Raw genomic sequence first — 19218 nt, forward strand, 5'->3', positions numbered from 1 at the left:
CAAATCTGCCAGAAGCCATTACGATTTTCGTATGGGTTCGCCCGTGATTTGCGCCACGAGCGCGGCGTGGCCCGGCATCGCGCCGGCCACCTGCCGGATCGTCGCGTGCACCTTGCGGAAGTGATCCAGCAGGCGCGCCTGGTCCATGCGGTCGATCAGGGGGTCGGTCCGCTCGGGGCGGATGCCGTGGCCCAGCAGGATAGCCGCGTACGAATCGGCCTGGAAGCCTTCGCGGTCGTAGATGGTGATGCGGCCCGCGCTGCGGAACAGGTCGATCTGGTGCTGCAGCGTGTCGGGGATCGGCATATCGGCGCAATAGCGCCAGAATTCGGAATCGGTGCGGTTGGTCAGCTTGTAGTGCAGGACGATGAAGTCGCGCACGAATTCGTAGCGCTGCGCGACGAGGCGGTTGAATTCGTCGGCCAGTTCCGGATTGCAGTCGCGGTCCGGGAAATACTGGATCAGCCAGCCGACCGCCAGTTCGATGATGTTGATGCTGGTCGATTCGAGCGGTTCCAGGAAGCCGCTCGACAGGCCCACCGCCACGCAGTTCTTGACCCACGACTTGCGCCGCCGGCCCGTCGTGAAGCGCAGCTGGCGCGGCGTATCCAGCGCCTCGGTGTCCAGGCCGTCCAGCAGCACGCGTCCCGCCTCCTCGTCCGACATGAACGCGTTGCAGTACACGTGGCCGTTGCCGTTGCGGTGCTGCAGCGGGATGCGCCACTGCCACCCGGCCGGCTTCGCCGTCGCGCGCGTGTACGGCGTGAGCTGGTCGGCCAGCGCGCTGGGCACGGCCTGGGCGCTGTTACAGGGCAGCATGGCGCTCCAGTCCTCGTAGCCTGACTGGTACACGCCCTCGATCAGCAGGCCGCGGAACCCCGTGCAGTCGACGAACAGGTCGCCGTCGATGCGGCGGCCGTCCTTCAGTTGCAGCGCCGTGATGAAGCCCGTCTCCGGGTGCTGCTCGACGTGGCCGACCGTGCCCTCGACGCGCTGCACGCCCCGCGCCATCGCGTACTCGCGCAAGTACAGGGCATACAGGCCCGCGTCGAACTGGAAGCCGTACGAATACGCATTGGTGGGGCCGGGCTGGTCGCCATGCGGCGGCACGAACTTGTTCTCGTGGGCCATCGCCGTCGAGATCGACCATTCCTCGTACGACGGCATGTCCGGGTTGTCGCGCGCGAGGCGCAGCCAGTACATGAAGGCCGGGCGGTTCTCGATCGTCGGGCCGAAATCGCTGAAGCCGTGGAAGAACCGGTTGCCGAGATGACCCCAGTCGCAAAAGTCGATGCCCAGCTTGAACGTGGCCTTCGTGCGCCGCACGAAGTCGGTGCCGTCGATACCGAGCGCGTGGTTGAAGTAGCGGATCGTCGGCAGCGTCGATTCGCCGACGCCGACGGTGCCGATCTCCGGCGACTCGACGAGGACGATCTCGCACGACGCGCCCAGCTTGAGCGCCAGCGGCGCGGCGGTCATCCAGCCGGCGGTGCCGCCGCCCACGATGACGATTTTACGGATGGCCTTGTCGGACATGGTGTTCTCCAGTACAGAAACGCAAAAACCGCCGGCGCACGGTCGGAAAGTGTACCTCATCCGCCCCGGGCCGCCGGCAAAAAAAAGGCCGCCAAGAAGGCGGCTGGCTTGCGGCGACGCCTCCCGCGGTCGCGACTGCGAACCGCAGGAGGCAAGCGCCTCGCGACGTCTTAGAACGCGTAGCGCGCCGACACCGTGAAACGACGTCCGGTGTAGTTCACGCCGTACAGTTTCATGCCGATGCCCTGCTGGTTGTACGACTTGTAGAGCGCGTCGGTGAGGTTCGACGCGTCGAAGTTCACGGTCAGGTTATCGGTGGCCTTGAACTGGATGCCCATGTCGAGCTGTCCGTAGGCGCCGGCCCACGCCGGCAGCACGTAGTTCGCCGAATAGCCCTGGTTGAATTTCGGGTCGTCCGGATTCATCGAGATGCCGCTGGTGTCGTACGTACCCCACGTGTGAATCGCCGTCATCGCGGCCGAGCGCCAGCTGTACGCCAGGCGCGCCGACACCGGTCCCTTGTCGTACAGCAGTGCCAGGTTGTACGCGTTTTTCGACAGGCCCATCACAGGCAGGTCGCCGCTCAGGTAGCGGCCGTCGGTGTCGCACCCGCCCAGCGCGCCGATGATCGTCGTCTCGGGCGTGGTCGGCGTGCACCATGTACGGTTCCCCGGCAAGCCCACGTCGAGTTTGCTGTTGATGTAGGTGTAGTTGGCCGACACACCGAAGCCGGACAACAGGCCAGGCAACATGTCGAAATACTGCTGGTAACCGAGCTCCAGACCGCTGACGCGACCGCGTGCCCCGTTGACCGGCGAAGTGAGGAGGAAGTCGTGCGACTGGCCGGTCACGTCCTTGATCGGAACGACCGTCGTCCTGTCGATGACGATGTCCTTGAGCTTCTTGTTGAACAGCGCCAGCGTGAGCGAGTTGCCCTTGCCGAAGTAGTATTCCGCCGTCAGGTCGAGATTGTTCGACCTGGTCGGTTTGAGCTGCGTGTTGCCGTTGGCGCTGCCGGTGTAGTCGATCGTCCGGAGGATCTGTTTGTTCGGGTCCGTCGGATCCGGGTCGCGCTTGGGCGACACGCTCAGCGTCGTATAGGCCTGCATCTTGTAGAAATCGGGCCGCGACATGCCTTGCGACGCCGCGAAGCGGAACTGCAGCTCGTCACTGGCCTTCATCCTCAGGTTCAGCGTCGGCAAGGTATTCGTATACGTGTTGTCGAAATTCTGCTTGTTCGACATCGCTGCGAACATGGGCACACCGGACGCGGCATCCTCCGGCTTGGTCGCGTCGAGCAGCGTGTAACCTTCCGCCATTTCCTTCGTGCGCACGACGCGCACGCCCACGTTGCCGTCCACCGGGAAGCGCAGGTCATCGAAGCCGAAACGAAGCTGGCCATAGATGGACTGCGTGCGCTCGCCCTGCTTGTTGCGGGCGATTGGGTCGCCGAACGGAGCGGGCTTCCAGTTGCAGATATCGTCGGTCAAATGGTCGGGTTTGCAGACCGCCTGCACGAATTCGTGCAGCGTGAAGAAGCCGGGCGGCGGCGAGCCGCTACCGGTCAACCCCTGCGTCGGCACCACGAGCGGCGGCACCGACGTCTTGCCGTTGAAGAAGCCACGGAACGGCTGCGTGGTATTGAATTTGTTGAAGCGCGGATCGCCCAGGGAGATCATCGAGCTCAGCGGCTGCCACGTTGCAGGCCCGACCGCCCACGAGGCGCCGAGCCCGGTCCATTGGCTGTTGGGCGTATTCGCCTGCGTGAGCGAATTACGCTCGGTCTGGCGGAAGCCGAAACGCAGGTCCTGGAGAATCGGATGATCGAACGTGTACTTGCCGTCCAGTTTCAGCGCGTTCTGCGTGGCGAAGGCCACGTCCCGGTGCTGCTGCGTGGAGTCCCAGTTGTAGTTGGCGACGTCCGACAGGAAAGCCCGGTCCGACGCGTCGAAGGTGACCTGCGGGATGTCGCCCCTCAGGTCCACGACCTGCTTCGCCATGTAGGCATTCAGCGCCACCAGGTTGTCCCAGCCTTCCGTGGTCGACCGGGTGTGCTGCAGGTCCAGGTCGAAGGACAATTGATCCGACGCCTTCCATTTCGTGTTCCATGCAATGTCGGTCGTCGCGGATTCGCGGCCCACGCTGCGCGCATTGGAGCCGATCAACAGGCCCTTGTCCTGCGGATCGGTCAGCGTGCCGGTCAACAGCGCGCCGTGGCTGTCGAACGTGGCGTCGGAGACCATGACGTTACGCGGATTCACCTGCATGAACTGCTGGTTCTCCGCCGTCGCCAGCTTGTATTTCGTCCTGAAGTAGGTCAGGCCGGAGACCCAGTCGCCCTTTTTCCACTGCAGCGCGCCGTAGACGCCCTCGCGGGTGCGATCGTAGTCGCCCGTGTTCCAGTTGACGCCCGGGGGAACCCAGCGCTCCTGGCCGCTCGTGTCGCCCACCACGGCGTCGATGCGGGGGAAGTAGTGGCCGACACCCATGCCGTTGCTGCGCGTGGCGACCTTCGAACGCGACACGTCGATCAACGCACCGACCTGGCCCAGGCTGGTGTTCCAGCGGTTCGACAGCATGCCGGAAAACGCCGGCGCGGTGGTGCCGCGCTGCTGCGAGCGCGTGGCTTCCGCCGTCACCCCGCCCTTGAACCCCTTGAAGTCGAACGGCATCGCGGTACGCAGGTCGACCAGGCCGCCGATGGCGCCTTCGATCCGCTCGGCGGACGGGTTCTTGTACACGTCGATGCCCGCCAGCAGCTCGGGCGGCACATCCTCGAAGCTCAGTGCACGGCCGCCGTTCGCGGAGAACGAGTCGCGTCCGTTCAATTCCGAGCGCACGTAGCTGAGGCCGCGGATCGACACGCCGCTGCCTTCGGCGGCGAAGCGATTGTCCTCGCCCACGCCTTGCAGCGGATCGGCCCGGCCCAGGATGCGGTCGATGGTCACGCCCGGCATGCGCTGCAGGACTTCGGTCACCGACTTGTCCGGCAGTTTGCCGATGTCGTCGGCGACGACGGAGTCGATGATCTCGTCCGCCGTTCGCTTCCGGGCGGCGGCCGATTCCAGCGCGGCGCGCTGGCCCACGACGACGACGGTGGTCGCCTCGTCCTGCTTCACGGCGTCGGCCGCGTACGCGCCGTGCGCGAACATGGCCCCGCTGGCCATCAGCACGAACTGCGCTGCTCCGGTCGCGATGGCGGTTCTTTGAAACTGCTTCACTTGGTATTCTCCTCTGCGTTTTTGTGCGCCGTTCTTATCGGAATGCCGAAAGACGGCGTGTACCGCTTAATGGCGGTGCAACGATTTTGATCAGGAGCAACCAGTGGAACAATTGTGAAAATCACCAGCGCGGCACATGAAAATTGCGATGTGTATGGCCTGCGCAACGACTTGACTCATGGCGCTGCGGTTTCCTGCACAGGATCGGCGGGCGGGTCCTGCTGGTCCGCCAGCGTGCGGAAGGCCTTCGGGGTGCACCCGTACTCTTCCTTGAACAGCTTGTTGAAATACGAGACGTTGGCATACCCGACCGAGTACGCGATCTCGGCGACGGTCGTCTCGTTTTTCTCGGTGAGCAGCCGTGCCGCCTCGGTCAGGCGCAGCTTGTTCAGGTAGCTGGTGAACGTCATGCCGAGTTCCGATTTCAGCACGTCGTTGACCTTGGTGCGGTTCGTCCCCGTGGCGGCGACGACGCCTTCGAGGTCCAGTTCCGGATTCGTGTAATTCGTCGCGATGAACTTCAGCACCGCCGCCTTTTCCTTGTCGCGGTAAGGCTCCAGCGTCAGCTGGCGGTAGGCGACGAGCGGCAGGTCCTTCTTGAGCTGCGTGTCCACGCTCGCGAGCATCGCGCGCGCGTGGCTGCGGAAGAACCACACGCCGAACGCGATCCAGCCCGCCGTCACGAGGCCCGCCAGCCAGTCCAGGTAGCGGTAGTCGCGGCCGCGCAGCGTGATCCAGCTGATCTCGACGCGGGCCGGCACGCCGCGCGGACTCTGCGGCGTCGCGCCGAACACCATGCGTTCCACGCGGTCGAGCAGGTAATCCTGGCGCGACAGGTCGCGATGCACCGCGTCGAACCACCATGGGGGAATCGTCAGCCGCGTCAGGTCGAGCGTCACCGGCACGCCCGCCTCGTTGCATGAGAAATAGGTCGTGGCGGGCGGATAAGTCAGGTAATTCCCGCGCTGCGACACGTGCTCGTCGAAGTTCGAGACGATGAACATCAGCGAATTGGCGGGCGCGCATTTCGCGACGAACGAGATGGTGCTGTATTTCGACAGGTCGGCCTGCAGGGGCGCGCCCTTGGCGTCGCTTGCCAGCAGGTCCGCGGACGCGTTCGGATCCGGATCGCCCGCCGGCAGGTTCAGGGTGTAGCGCAGCTTGTCGGGGGCCTTGTCGTCGACCTCGACGATCGGCGGGTACCACTGCTTCGCGGTGATGCCGACGCGCCAGCGGAGCGCGTCCGCGTCGCCGCCCTCCTGCGCGGGCAGCAGCTGCCGCGACAAATAGCTGCGGTCGACGAGCACGATCGCCAGCAGCGCGTCCGCGAGCACGATCAGCACGAACGCGTACAACGCCTTCTTATAAAACTCTTGCATATGGCATGGTGGGTGATTGTCTCCGGCCGTCACCTCTCGTGGGGACGTCGCTGGAATCATAACAGCCCACCCACGCCGGATCGCAGTTTCGTCGCCGCGTTGCAGTTACACAACGGGGCGACGCTCACCCGTCAGGGCGCCGCGCGGGCGCGCAGGGGCTTGCCGTGGACGTCGTACGACGCCGCTTCCAGGCGCACCGTCGTCTCCTGCGCCTTGTCGTCCGCCGCGCTGGCCGCGAGGATGACCCGGTAGTCGCCGGCTGCCACGTTCCACCGCTTCGTGGGGGCATCGTAGACGGCCAGCAGGCGCGGATCGATGGTCACGGACGCCTGCGCGGCGGCGCCGGGCTGCACGTCCACCTTCGCGAAGCCGCCGAGGCGCTTCGGCGCCTCCCAGCGCGCGCCGACGGGCGCCACATAGACTTGCGCCACTTCCTTGCCCGCCCGCTTGCCCGTGTTCGCGACGGTGAACGACGCGGTCACGATGCCGTCCCTGGCCGCCGCCTTCAGGCCGGACAGCGTGAAGTCGGTGTAGGACAGGCCGTGCCCGAACGGGAACAGCGGCTTCAGGCCCTTCAGGTCGAACCATTTGTAGCCGACGGCCGCGCCTTCGTGGTAATCGACGTCGAAGCGGCGTTCGTTCCCGTCAAGATAACCGTCCAGCACGGGACGCGGCAGTTGCGCCGTCGATGCCGGGAACGTGGCCGGCAGGTGGCCGGACGGGTTGGCCTCGCCGAACAGGATGCCCGCGATGGCCTCGCCGCCGCTGGTGCCGGGATACCACGCTTCCAGCACCGCGGCCACGTTCGACAGCCACGGCATCACGACGGGACCGCCCGTCTCCAGCACGACCACCGTCTGCGGATTGGCCGCCGCCACGGCCGCGATCAGGTCGTCCTGGCCGGCCGGCAGGGACAGGTCGGGCGCGTCCACGCCCTCGCCCGTCCACTGCGTCGCGAACACGACGACGACGTCGGCCTCGCGCGCCAGCGCGGCCGCCGCGGCGCGGTCGGCGCCGTCGGCATACTTGACCGTCGCGCCGGGCGCGCGCCGGCGGATCGCCTCCAGCGGCGCCGACGGGTAATACATGACGGGACCGGGCCAGGTCGTCGGCGCGATGCCCGGCACCGCATTGCCGCCGGCCGGGTACACCAGCGACGAGCCGCCGCCCGCCAGCACGCCCTTGTCCGCGTGGCCGCCGATGACGGCGATCCGCTTCACGGCCGGGGCCAGGGGCAGCGCGCGCGCGGCATTCTTCAGCAGGACCATGCCTTCCTGCGCATCCTTGACCGACACGGCCGCATGCGCCTTGAAGTCGATCGTCTCCGGGGCCGGCGCCACGGGGTGGTCGACGACGCCGTGGTCGAACATCGTGCGCAGGATGCGGCGCGCCATGTCGTCCAGGCGCGCCTGCGGCACCCAGCCGTTCGCGACGGCTTCCTTCAGCGGCGCGCCGAAGTAGTCGGCCAGGTCGAACGGCATGCCGGACTGCTGGTCCAGGCCGGCGTTCGCCGCCGGCACCGTGCTGTGGACGGCGCCCCAGTCCGACATCACCCAGCCCTTGAAGCCCCAGTCGCCCTTCAGCACCTCGGTCAGCAGCCACCGGTTCTCGCACGAGTAGGCGCCGTTGACGCGGTTATAGGCACACATCACGGCGCCGGGATTGCCCTCCTCGTTCGCGATCTGCAGCGCCAGCAGGTCGGACGTCACCGCGGCCTGCTCGGAGATCAGGACGTTCAGCGTCGTACGGCCCGCCTCCTGGTCGTTCAGCGCGAAGTGTTTCAGCGTGGAGACGACGTGGTTGGACTGGATGCCCCGGATCTGCGCGCCGACCATGCGGCCGGCCAGCAGCGGGTCCTCGCCGCCATACTCGAAATTGCGCCCGTTGCGCGGATCGCGCATCAGGTTGACGCCGCCCGCCAGCAGCACGTTGAAGCCATAGGCGCGCGCTTCCGCGCCGATCATCGCACCGCCCGCATAGGCGGTGCCGACGTCCCACGTGGCAGCCGTGTTCAGGCCGGACGGCAGCGCCGTCGCCGGGCGCACGTTCGGGCCGGCCTGGCTGGCCACGCCGAGGCCGGCGTCCGTTTCCCACAGGTGCGGGATGCCCAGGCGCGGCACGCCGTAGATGAAACCCGCCGACTGGTCGTGCGACGGCGCCGGACGCTTCATCTTCTTGCCATCGTTGTGCATGCCAAAGTAGCCGAAGACGAGCTTCAGTTTTTCGTCCTGCGTCATCTCGCGCAGCACGAGGGCGGCCCGCTCGTCCGCCGGAAGCTTCGCATTCATCCATGGCTCGGCGGCGAGCGCGCTGCCGCAGCAGACGGCGGTGGCGCACAGCAGTGCGATCCTGTTCCTGATGGTGGCGAGACGGTCCACGTGCAGCTCCTCTTGCAAAAAAAGAGGAGATGGTAGCCGGAACGGCACAGGAAATCGCAGCATCGGCAGAAATCATTGCCGCCATCCGCCATTTTCATAATTGCGCCGTGCGCGCGCCCCTGACGACAATCCCTTTTATTTCAAGGGGTTTTCCATGCGCAAACTTTTGTTGTCCCTGTTTTTCCTCGCCGCCGGCGCCCAGGCGCAGACGGCCGTGATTCCGCTCTGGCCGGAGGGCGTGCCGAACGCGAAAGCGAATCCCGGCCCGGAAAAGATCGACGGGACCTTCATCAGCAACGTCTCGCAGCCGTCGCTGACGTATTACCCCGCCGCCGCGGGCCACGCCGCGAAGACCGCGGTCATCATCTGCCCGGGCGGCAGCTACCAGTTCCTGGCGGCCGACCATGAAGGCAAGCAGTACGCGCAATGGTTGTCCAGCCTCGGCGTCGCCGCCTTCGTGCTGAAGTACCGGCTGGCGGACTACGGCCACCCGGCGCCGCTGCAGGACGTGCTGCGCGCGCTGCGCACCGTGCGCGCGCATGCCGCCGACTACGGCGTGGCGCCCGACCATGTCGGCGTGATGGGCAGCTCGGCCGGCGGCCACCTCGCCGCCAGCGCGGCCACGCTGTTCGACGACCCGGCGGGCCGCACGGGCGCCGCGCTGGATGCCGTCAGCGCGCGCCCCGACTTCGCGCTGCTGGTGTACCCGGTGATCACCCTGATGCCGCCGTTCGCGCACGAAGGCTCGCGCTACGCCCTGCTCGGCGCCCATCCGACGCCGGAACAGGTGAAGGCGATGTCGGTGGAGACCCGCGTTACCGAGCAGACCCCGCCCGTGTTCCTCGTCCACGCGCAGGACGACGGCGCCGTGCCGGTCGAGAACAGCATCCTGTTCTTCCAGGCCCTCACCCGCGCCCACGTGCCGGCCGAGATGCACCTGTTCGAGCGCGGCGGCCACGGCGCCGGCATGGGCGCCGGCCACGGCGACTTCTCGCTGTGGCCGAAGCGCGCCGAGGAGTGGCTGCGCGACCGCAGGCTGATCCAATAACCGGCGCATCGGCATTCGGGGTCGGAGCGTCGCCGCCGTGCGGCGCCAGACTCCGACCACGACTGCTTAGAACTGCATCCGCAGGCCAAGGTTGATGCGGCGGCCGTCGTTTTCCAGCGTGAGGAACTGGCTGTCGTTGTTGGCGTACTCGTGCACCTTGGCGTTCGTCAGGTTGATGGCGTCCAGGTACAGCGACAGTTGCTGGGTCAGGTTGTAGCGCAGGCTCGCATCGGTCTGGCCGTAGGCGGCGCGGTTGCGCGGCAAGGTGCTGCCGCCGCCGCAATCGATGGAGAAGTGATTGCGCCAGTTATAGCTGGCCCGTGCCTGGAACTTGCTGTTCTCGAAGAACAGCGACGCGTTGTACGACTGGCGCGACAGGCCCGGATAACCGCAGGCCACGGGACCCTCGGAAGTATCGCGGTTCGCTTCCGCATCCACGTAGGTGTAGTTCGCCGTCACGCCGAAGCCTTCCAGCAGCGGGTGGATCTTGTCGAACGCAAACTGGCCGGCCAGTTCCGCGCCCTTGATCGTGCCCTTCTGGCCGTTGCGGACACGGGTGTCGTGCACGATCTCGTTCGGATACTGGGGCAGCTTCGTGTCCTGCAGCGACGTCTCCAGGAAGTCCGACACCTTCTTCGTGAACAGGGCGGCGCTGACGTAGTTCGTCTTCGACAGGTACCATTCGTACGAGACGTCGAAGTTATTCGAACGCATCGGCTTCAGGTACGGGTTGCCGCCGCCGCTCGTGACATAGCCGGTACGGCCGCCATACGAATTGCTGACGCCCATCTGGTTCAGCGTCGGACGGGTCAGCGTCTTCGACGCGCCGAAGCGCAGCAGCATGTCGGACGTGAGGTCGAATTTGAGGTTGGCGGACGGCAGCCACGCGTTGTAGCTGTTGTCGACCGAATTCGTCTGCATCGGGCCCCAGTTCTGGATATAGGTCGTGTCGTTCGGGCTTTGCACGGCCGACAGCAGGATACGGCTGGTGCCCGAGGACTGCGACTTCACGCGCATGTAGCGCAGGCCCAGGTCACCGGACCAGCCCTCGCCTTCCCACCTCGACTGGACGAACGCGTTCGCCACCTTCTCGCGCACGGCCCACAGCGACGGCTTCGTGTAGTCGATCGCCATCGGGCCGTTCGGGAAGACCGACTTGTCGGCGTAATGGGCCGGGTCGTTCGATTGCGGGATCAGCGACGGCTGGTTCAGGTAAGCCATGTAGTCGTACGGATCGAAGCTCAGGAAGTTCGCCGGCACGCCGCCGCCGCTGCCGAACGGATTGCCCAGCGGCGTCACGGTGAACAGCGACGACGGCAGCGACACGTGGTAGCCGGAGAACGCGTTCCACGAATCGGAGCTCCACTGGATGTGCTCGACCTTGCGCTGCGAGTACGCGGTACCCATCTGCAGGCCCTTGAACCAGCCCATGTCCGTGCTCCAGGACGCGTTCAGGCGCCCTTCGTGCAGGTCGTCGTGGTTCGAGGCGATGGTGTTGCCGACGGCGTGCGCGCGCACGGCCGACGGATCTGCGATACCGTCGCCGAAGGTCACCGTCGGCGTCGAGCCGAACGTCAGCACGTCGCCGTTCTTCGGCACCATGCCGGCCACGATCCACAGGTCGGGATAGCCGATCGCCGTGCGCGACGACGACAGGTCGGCCTCCAGTTTCCAGTCCGGCGACAGGTTCCACTTCGAATTCAGGCCGTAGGCCAGCGTGGTCGACAGGCGGTCGCCGCCCTTGACGATCATGTCGTTCGAGTTCGCCTCGGTCAGGATGCCCGCGGCGGCCAGGCCCGGGTTGTTGGCGACGAAGTTCGAGCCCGGACGGTCGAAACCCGTCACCTGGCCGTTCGCGTCGGCTTTCACGTTCAGCTGGGTCGGATTCATCCAGTCGCTGATGGCGATCACCTTGTTACGCTGGTTAAGGCGCGAATACAGGGCGTCGGCCGTGATCTTCCAGTCGCGCGACGGATTGTATTGCACCGTCGTGTTGGCGACGAGGCGCTTGCGGCTTTCGTCCTCGTTCTGGAAGCCGTAGCTTTGCGGCATGAGCAGCTTCTTCGTCGTGACGTCCGCGGCCGTGAGCCCTTTGGAATTCAGGTTGCCGTTGATAGTCTTCACGTCCAGCAGGTTCCAGGCGTCGTTGAGGGCCTTGTACTGGCGCGAGGCGCGGTCCGTGTACGACAGCGAGCCGGCCACGCCGAAGTTCTTTTCCGCGTTCGCGTACGAGTACAGGGCGCTGAGGTTCGGCGTGTTCTTGCGCGAATTCGAGTCCCACGAATCCGACACGTTGACGACGGTCGAGCTGCCGACCTTGCCGGACAGCGGGCGCGCCGTCTGGATGTCGACCGTCGAACCGATGCCGCCTTCGGGCAGGAACGCCTGCGACGTCTTGTACACGATGGCCTTGGAGATCAGGTCGGACGACAGCACGTCGAACGAGAATTCGCGGCCGCCCGTATCGCTCGTCATCGTGCGGCCGTTGATCAGGACGTTGTTGAATTCCGGGCCCAGGCCGCGCACGGAGATGTAGCGGCCCTCGCCGTTGTTGCGCTGGATCTGCACGCCCGTCACGCGCTGCAGCGATTCGGCGATGTTCGTGTCGGGGAACTTGCCGGCATCCTCGGCCGACACGGCATCGACGACGCCGTCCTGCAGCCGCTTCGTCATCAGCGACGAGCTGAGTGACGCGCGGATGCCGCTGACGACCACCTGCTGCACTTCGCCGCCCGCGGGCTGTGCGGCCGTCGTCTGCGCGCCGGCATAGCCGGTGATGCACAGTTCGGCGATGACCGTCGCGAGTACGGTCTTGCTGATCCGGTTCTTGATCATGTTCTTGTCTCCAATCTCCGTTATTCGAATATGTGGTTGTTTTCTCCGGGGCGGCGGCGACAACGTTGTCACGTCACGACGCAAAAAGGGGTGTCTGTACGCCCGCTGGTTTTATTGTACGGAGCAGTGCGATCGTTACCACTATGGCTTCTTTACGCTCTGGCATGCCAAAAACGTATAAGACGATTCGCACTGCATGTGATTCAGTAGTTGACCGCGTAATCCTTCGGGAACGCGCGGCCTGCAAAGGCCTTTTTCTGCGTCCAGTCCTGGGCGGGGCTCGTCCAGTAGGCGTCCGTCGCCGGCAAGCCCAGCGCGAGCAGGCTTTCGGAGGCGATGTACATGCTGCCGTTGTTCGAATAGATGTCGGCCAGCTCCGGGTGGTGGCCGACGAAGCCGAGGGTCAGGTAGCCGTCTTTGGTGAAATTCGTCGGGTCCGACCACACGGCCTCGTGCACCGCCTGCATGGCCGCCCTGACCTGCCCTTCCGGCAGGCTGGCCGGCAGCTGCTTGCGCCAGGCCAGCAGCGCGAGCGGCTGGAACACGGCCGTGCGGTACGTGAGCGAGCGCCCGATCGGCGGATACGTGCCCGTCGGCGAAATAAAGCGCTCCAGGTGCTCGCCGTAGCGCTGCATCCGCTTCATGGCCTGGACCCGCAGGTCCGCCGGCTTGCCGTTCCAGAACGGCGCGTTGTGCCGCTCCAGCACCTCGAGGATCTCGACCAGCATCGGGTACATCACGTACGAGTTGTAGTAATCGAAGTGGAACGTCTCGCCATCCTTGATCCAGCCGTCGCCCACGTACCACTCGTTCACCTTGCGGATCGCGACGTTCGTGCGCATCGGGTCCGCCTGCTCGCCCACCGACAGCAGGAACGCCTCGTTCATCGCAGCGAACAGCATCCAGTTGATGTACGGCGGCTCCACGCGGCGCAGGCCCTTGATCTCGGTGACGATGCGCTGCTTCGTCGTGGCGTCGAGCGGATCCCACAGCGCTTTCGGCGCACGCAGCAGCGCGTTCGTGAAATAGGACGAGTCGACCAGCGCCTGGCCATGCTCACGCCAGGACAGGTAGTCCGGGCTGCTCGGATCGACCGCGTGCGCGTACGACTGCAGCGCGAGCTGGCGCAGGCGCGCGCGCAGGCGGCCTTCCGGCGTCGCGTCGTCGGGCAGCGCCAGCCACGGCGCGATGCCCGCGATGAGCCGGCCGAAGCATTCCAGGTACGCGACCTGCGGGCTGCGGCCGTCCCACGTGGGGCTCAGCTCCAGCGCGAAGCGCTTTTTCAGCTCGCCCTTCGCCATCGCTTCCAGGACCGGCTCGGCCATCCGGCGCAGCAGGTTCAGCATCCACTCGCGGTCGTTCCCCGCGCGTGGCGCCGGCGTGGCCGCGTCGGCGCCCTTCAACCCCATCGCACCGGCGGCGGCCGCGAAGCTGCCCATGAAGTGTCGTCGTTTCATGCGTCTCCTTCGTTGATTATTTGTCCACCACCAGGGTGTCGCCCACGTAGGCGCGGAAGTGGCGGATGCGTCCCGGCGTGCCGTCCGGTCCCTGGCGCGGTACGTAGCGCAGGCCGGCCACGTCCATCCTGCGTCCCAGGTCGATCACGAGGCGGTGCGGGTACGCGGCCTTGTCGGCCGTGATCCAGTAGTCGCTGTTCTGGCCGTTGATGGCATTCAGCGCGCCGCCATCTTCCTTCGTCGCTTCCTCGCTGTCGACCCAGGCGATGGTCCAGTTGGACTGGTCCAGCGTCTTGCCGTCCTTGTCCAGCAGGGCCAGCTCCGCCACGGCCGCGAACGGCTTGCCGTCGAAGGCGTCGAGCGACTCCAGGCAGAACTGGCGGCCTTTCACGGCCGCGGCAAAGCGCACGTCCTGCGTCTGCGAGCCGGGCGCGAATTCGCCTTCGTGCGCCGGTTTGACGCCATCCAGCTGCACGCGCGCGGTGCCGGGTGGACGCGGGAAATCGCGTTCGCGGTGCAGCTGGTCGAGGATCGGCGTCGTGAGACCCGCGATCGTCAGCGTGCCCTGCCCGCGCGGCCCCGTCAGGTCGAGTACCACGACCTCGTTGCGGCCCTTGCGGATCCACGGTCCCGGCAGGTACATCGTCTGCGTGGGGCCGATGCTCCAGAACCTGCCGAGGCAGCGGCCGTTGATCCAGACGACGCCCTGGCCCCACGCCGACATGTCCAGGAACGTGTCGTCGGTGCGCGCCGCATCGAAGCCGCCGCGGTAGAACGCGCCGCCCTTGCCGCGGCCCTTCCTGAACGCCAGCTTCGGCAGCACGCCGTCCGCGTCGAAATCGAGCGCGCGGATTTCCCAGTGTTCCAGCGGCTGCGCACTGCCGCCTTTCGGCGTGAACGTGACAGGACCATGAATGCCCTTGCGGTCATGGACCTCGGGGCCGAAGTTCACACGCGCGATCGTGTACAGCAGGATCTCGAGCACGGCGGGCTTGCCGCGCGCGGGTACGTCGACCTTGTAGCGGCGGTAGCGCGTGTCGAACGTGCCGAGCTGCTTGCCGTCGAGCGTCACCCACGCGAGGTCGCGCGCACGGGCCACTTCCACGACGCCCGCGGGGCCGGCCGGCAGGGTCACGCGATACGAGACGAGGCCGCGGCTGATGTCGTACTGCTCGATCGGCCGCGGCGAGACGTCCTTGATGACGCGCGCCGGCAGCGCGGACTTCACGGGCACGGATTCGGCCAGCGCGAACGGGGAAATCGTCATCGTCGCCATGCGCGGCGGCGGCTCCGGGAGCTTTTCACCCGGCGCCAGGAACGGCGTCATCGCCGTACGGTATGCGTCGAACTTTTCGCCGATCCAGCCCGCCTCGCTGATCGGCGCATCGTAGTCATAACTCGTCGTATCGGGCCGGAACGGGCGGTCGCAGCCGCCCCACAGGCCGAACGTCGTGCCGCCGTGCGCCATGTACAGGCTGAACGAACCGTTCGCCTTCAGCATCGCGGCGATGTCCTTCGTCGCCCCTTCCACGCCGCCGCGGCGGTGCGGCGATCCCCACGTGTCGAACCAGCCGGAGTAGTACTCGCCGCACATGCGCGGGCCCTTCTGCACGGCGTCCAGCGCCTTGAAGCCGGCGGCCGGGTCGCTGCCGAAGTTCGCCACCGAGAACAGTTCCGGAATGTGCGTACGCGCCACGGCATTCGTCGGATTGCACTGGAACAGCGGCACGTCGAAGCCCGCATCCAGCAAGGCCTGGCGCAGCACGCGCAGATAGCCCACGTCGTCGCCGTAGAAGCCGTACTCGTTCTCGACCTGCACCATCAGGATCGGACCGCCGTGCGTGACCTGCTGCGGGCCGAGCACGCGCCCCACTTCCTGCAGCCAGCGCCGCGCCGGCGCCAGATAGGCCTCGTCACGGGTGCGCAGGAACGCGTCGCCGTCGTGCTTCAGCAGCCACCACGGCAGGCCGCCCATCTCCCACTCCGCACAGGCGTACGGACCGGGACGCAGGATCACCCACAGGCCTTCCTGCTGCGCGAGCCGGCAGAACTCCGCGGCGTCGCGCTGGGCGGCCCAGTCGTAGCGGCCCTCTCTCCATTCGTGGTAATTCCAGAACAGGTAGGCGCACACTGTATTGAGGCCCATCGCCTTGATGGTCTTCAGGCGGTGCGCCCAGTACTCGCGCGGCACGCGGGCGAAGTGCATTTCGCCGCAGCGGATCTGGATCGGCTTCCCGTCCAGCAGGAAGTCGTGGTCGCCGATCGCGAAGCGCCGGGAGGCCGCCGCGTGCAGGGTGCCCGTAAGCGGTAGCAAAGCGGGCAGCAGGGCCGCGCCCTGCAGCAGGCGGCGGCGTTGGAAACTGATGGTCATGTGGTCGTCGATCGTAAAAATTAGAGCTTGCCGCGCAGGCCGAACTTGATGGTGCGGCCGTCATACTTCGCATAGTCCATGCGGGTGCGGTGGCCGTCGCCGTACTGGCCCGTCGCATCCTCGAAGTAATCGTACGACAGCGTGTTGGTCAGGTTCAGCGCGTCGAGACGCAGTTCCAGGTTCTCGGTCAGCTTGTAGCTGATGGTGCCGTCGAGGTAACCGCGGGCGGCGCGCCAGCGAATCAGGTCGTCGCCGTTGTTCTTCGGATTGTCGCCGTGCAGCGAACGGCCCTTGTAGTTGTACGACAGGCGCATCGCCAGGGGGCCGCGCTCGTAGTAGGTCGTGAAGCTGTACGCGTACTTCGGCACCGAGTTGACTTCGATTTCCTTGCCCGCGTTCGTGATCCACTTCTGGCTGTTGAACGGGTCGATGTGCGTGTAGCTGGCCAGCGCGCCCAGGCCCTTGAACGGATCGGGCAGGAAGTTGAAGTCCTGCTGGTACGCGAGCTCGTAGCCTTTCAACGTCTGCTGGCCGGCATTGCCGTAGGTGCGCAACGTCATCGGCAGGTTCGGATCGACGTGGCCGTTCTTGTCCTGGAAGATCGCGCCCAGCGCCGTATCCGGCAGGCCCAGTGCGCCGAACGTGGTCTGCGTCGTGCTCGACACGGTGGCGTCGGTCAGCTCCTTCTTGAAGTATGCTGCCGACAGCAGGCTGCCCGGCTTGAAGTACCACTCCAGGCTCGTGTCGAGGTTCTTCGACTGCTGCGGCTTCAGGTTCGGATTGCCCGCGGTGGCCGTGTTGTCGAACGGGTTCGGGATGACGGTCTGCGCGGCGATGATCGACAGCGACGCGCGGCTGATCGTCTTGCCGTACGACGCGCGCCAGATCAGGTCTTCCGTCAGGTCGTACGCGGCGCTGACGGCCGGCAGCACGTTCGTGTACTTGCCGTGTTCCTGGTTCGGCAGGTAGGCGCCGCCCGTGCCGGACTTCTTGTAGTTGTCGATGCCCAGCTTCGTCTGCGCCCAGCGCACGCCGGCGTTGATGCGAAGTTCTCGCGAGAGCACTTCGCCCTTGAAATCGGACTGCACGAAGCCGGTGGTGACCTTCTCTTCCGCGCCGAAGCTTTGCGCCGGCGTGAAGGCGGCAGGCGTGTTGTAGGCCAGCGGGTCGTACGTGGAATACGTGTAGCTGCGCGTGAACGTGCCGAATTGATGCGGCCAGCCGTCGCCCATGTCCAGGTTCGAGATCGGCAGGGCCGACACCATGTTGCTGCGCAGGCCCGCGTCGCCGAACGATTTCAGCTTGGCCACCATGGCGGTCGTGCCGTTGCGCTTCTCGATCGTCTTCGTCGTGTCGACGTACACGAGGCCGCCCTTGAAGTGGCCCGTCCAGCCGCCCCACAGGTCGTAGTCCTGGTCCAGCACGAGGCGCGCCTGGCGCCCCTTGTCCGTCTCGCGCGTCCAGCCGGTGTTGATGTCGAAGCCCGTGAAGTTGGCGGGGTTCGTGTAGTCGACGTTCGACGACATCGACGGGTACACGTGGTCCGAACCGTAGTCGATGGTGGAATCGACGCCGAAGATCTGGCCCGACAGCGTGTCCTGGTAGCTCTTCGCGTCGCTGTTGTTCGCGGACAGCTGGCCGGTCAGCACGGTGCCCTTCTTCACTTCCCAGCGGCCGTTCAGGGCGAGGTAGCCGAATTTCGTCTTGTCCTCGCCGTACGTCACGCCGCTGCTGTACGACGTATTGCCGAAGGTGCCCGTCAACAGGTTCGACGCCGGGTCGATGTGCACGTCCAGCGGCACGAGGCCGTTGTGGCCCGACTGGCCGGCCGGCGCGTCGCGGTTCGTCGTCTTGCTGTTGCGGATCAGGATGCCGTAATACAGTTCGTCGCGGCTGTTCTTCAGTTGCGAGGCGAGGCCGTCCAGGCTGATATTCAGGCCGCCTTCCTTGTACTGCAGCGACGTCACGAGGCCGTCGCGCGTGCGGCGGTTCTGCGAGCCGTAGAAGCGGTAGATACGGGGCAGCAGCGCGTTGTCGACCTGGTCGCGGGTATAGCCGGACAGGTTCGCGCGCGGATCGTCGTAGTCCAGCTGCAGCGCGAAGTTGCCCAGCACGGGCGATGCGCTGCCGCGACGCGAGCTGTTGTAGCCGCCCGTGGCCTCGAAGCCGGAGCGGTTGTTGACGGCCTTCGAGTGCGAGGCGCCGGCGAGGAAGCCCCAGTTGCCCCACGTGTTCGAATACAGCGCGAACAGGTTCGGATCGGTCTTCTCCGACATCGTGTTGTAGGCGGCCGACACGCCGTAGCGGACGGTGCGCTTCGGATTGTCGAACGGGCGCGGCGTCTGCAGGTCGACGACGCCGCCCATGCCGCCTTCCGGCAGTTCGGCCAGCGGGGATTTGTAGAAGTCGACGCGGCCGAACAGTTCGGATGCGAACACGTCGTAGTTGAAGCCGCGCGCCGCGCTGCCGATGGTGCTGGTCGACGTCGTGTTCACGGGCGCGCCGTTCAGCGTGGTCACCGTGTATTCGGTCGGCAGGCCGCGGATCGAGATGCGCTGGCCTTCCGCCGAGCTTTCGTCGCGGTTCAGGATCACGCCGGGCACGCGCTGCAGCGACTCGGCCACGTTCGCCTCGGGGAATTTACCGATGTCCTCGGCGACGATCGAATCGCGCACGCCGATGGCCTGCTGTTTCAGGTTCAGCGCCTTCTGCAGGCTGGAACGGAAGCCCGTCACGACGACGGTGGTCGCGGCGGGCGCGTCGGCCGGCGGCGGTGCCGGCTCGGCGGTCGGAACGGTCGTGGGTGCGGCCGGCGCGGACGCATCCTGTGCCAGGGCCTGGTTCCCATAGGCGGCGGCCAGCGCCACCGGCAGCAGGGTGGCGAGCAACTTCTTGTTCATCTTGTCTCCATTCTTGTGTCGTTATTGGAACATGGGTGCCGGTCTGGGGCACGACTAACGGTGGTCTTTACGCCGGCTGGTGGTCACGTTACC

At 66.2% G+C, this 19218-nt stretch carries 9 protein-coding genes; 1 reads left to right on the forward strand and 8 read right to left on the reverse strand.

Translation table 11 applies throughout. From position 1 onward, the window contains the following. Positions 1-18: 18 nt before the first annotated feature. From ACEN9H_RS18325 to ACEN9H_RS18340, 4 genes are all read right to left on the reverse strand, one after another. Positions 19-1536: a tryptophan halogenase family protein gene (locus ACEN9H_RS18325; protein WP_413671549.1), complete on the reverse strand. Its 1518-nt coding sequence runs from the start codon at positions 1534-1536 to the stop codon at positions 19-21. A 170-nt stretch (positions 1537-1706) separates the two neighbouring features. Next, positions 1707-4757 (reverse strand): TonB-dependent receptor, encoded by a 3051-nt coding sequence (locus ACEN9H_RS18330; RefSeq protein ID WP_413671550.1) that lies wholly within the window; start codon positions 4755-4757, stop codon positions 1707-1709. Positions 4758-4933: 176 nt separating this feature from the next. Continuing rightward, a complete protein-coding gene (locus tag ACEN9H_RS18335) occupies positions 4934-6136 on the reverse strand; it encodes a helix-turn-helix domain-containing protein (protein WP_413671551.1) in 1203 nt (400 codons plus the stop codon). Positions 6137-6267: 131 nt separating this feature from the next. Continuing rightward, entirely contained in the window at positions 6268-8514 is a 2247-nt protein-coding gene (locus ACEN9H_RS18340; protein ID WP_413671552.1) for a glycoside hydrolase family 3 C-terminal domain-containing protein, read from the reverse strand. A 154-nt stretch (positions 8515-8668) separates the two neighbouring features. On the opposite strand from ACEN9H_RS18340, the gene ACEN9H_RS18345 reads away from it, so the two are divergent. Then, positions 8669-9562: an alpha/beta hydrolase gene (locus ACEN9H_RS18345; RefSeq protein ID WP_413671553.1), complete on the forward strand. Its 894-nt coding sequence runs from the start codon at positions 8669-8671 to the stop codon at positions 9560-9562. 66 nt (positions 9563-9628) lie between these two features. Here ACEN9H_RS18345 and ACEN9H_RS18350 read toward each other — a convergent pair whose 3' ends face one another. From ACEN9H_RS18350 to ACEN9H_RS18365, 4 genes are all read right to left on the reverse strand, one after another. Then, positions 9629-12397 carry a TonB-dependent receptor gene (locus ACEN9H_RS18350; protein ID WP_413671554.1) on the reverse strand — a complete coding sequence of 923 codons (2769 nt, stop codon included), beginning with the start codon at positions 12395-12397 and terminating at the stop codon, positions 9629-9631. 203 nt (positions 12398-12600) lie between these two features. After that, positions 12601-13854: a DUF2264 domain-containing protein gene (locus tag ACEN9H_RS18355; RefSeq protein WP_413671555.1), complete on the reverse strand. Its 1254-nt coding sequence runs from the start codon at positions 13852-13854 to the stop codon at positions 12601-12603. Positions 13855-13870: 16 nt separating this feature from the next. Then, positions 13871-16225 carry a beta-galactosidase gene (locus tag ACEN9H_RS18360; RefSeq protein WP_413671556.1) on the reverse strand — a complete coding sequence of 785 codons (2355 nt, stop codon included), beginning with the start codon at positions 16223-16225 and terminating at the stop codon, positions 13871-13873. 20 nt (positions 16226-16245) lie between these two features. Then, the gene (locus ACEN9H_RS18365) at positions 16246-19125 is read right to left on the reverse strand and encodes a TonB-dependent receptor (protein WP_413671557.1); all 2880 of its coding nucleotides are present in this window, start codon (positions 19123-19125) and stop codon (positions 16246-16248) included. Positions 19126-19218 lie beyond the last annotated feature (93 nt).

Origin of the sequence: Massilia cellulosiltytica, assembly GCF_047325105.1 — a bacterium.
Classification (GTDB): domain Bacteria; phylum Pseudomonadota; class Gammaproteobacteria; order Burkholderiales; family Burkholderiaceae_D; genus Telluria; species Telluria orientalis.

Bases quoted from the DNA above. Each gene is read 5' to 3' on its own strand.
- ACEN9H_RS18360 (WP_413671556.1), bottom strand. From the start codon at position 16,225: ATGACCATCAGTTTCCAACGCCGCCGCCTGCTGCAGGGCGCGGCCCTG.
- ACEN9H_RS18350 (WP_413671554.1), bottom strand. From the start codon at position 12,397: ATGATCAAGAACCGGATCAGCAAGACCGTACTCGCGACGGTCATCGCC.
- ACEN9H_RS18345 (WP_413671553.1), top strand. From the start codon at position 8,669: ATGCGCAAACTTTTGTTGTCCCTGTTTTTCCTCGCCGCCGGCGCCCAG.
- ACEN9H_RS18365 (WP_413671557.1), bottom strand. From the start codon at position 19,125: ATGAACAAGAAGTTGCTCGCCACCCTGCTGCCGGTGGCGCTGGCCGCC.
- ACEN9H_RS18325 (WP_413671549.1), bottom strand. From the start codon at position 1,536: ATGTCCGACAAGGCCATCCGTAAAATCGTCATCGTGGGCGGCGGCACC.
- ACEN9H_RS18335 (WP_413671551.1), bottom strand. From the start codon at position 6,136: ATGCAAGAGTTTTATAAGAAGGCGTTGTACGCGTTCGTGCTGATCGTG.
- ACEN9H_RS18355 (WP_413671555.1), bottom strand. From the start codon at position 13,854: ATGAAACGACGACACTTCATGGGCAGCTTCGCGGCCGCCGCCGGTGCG.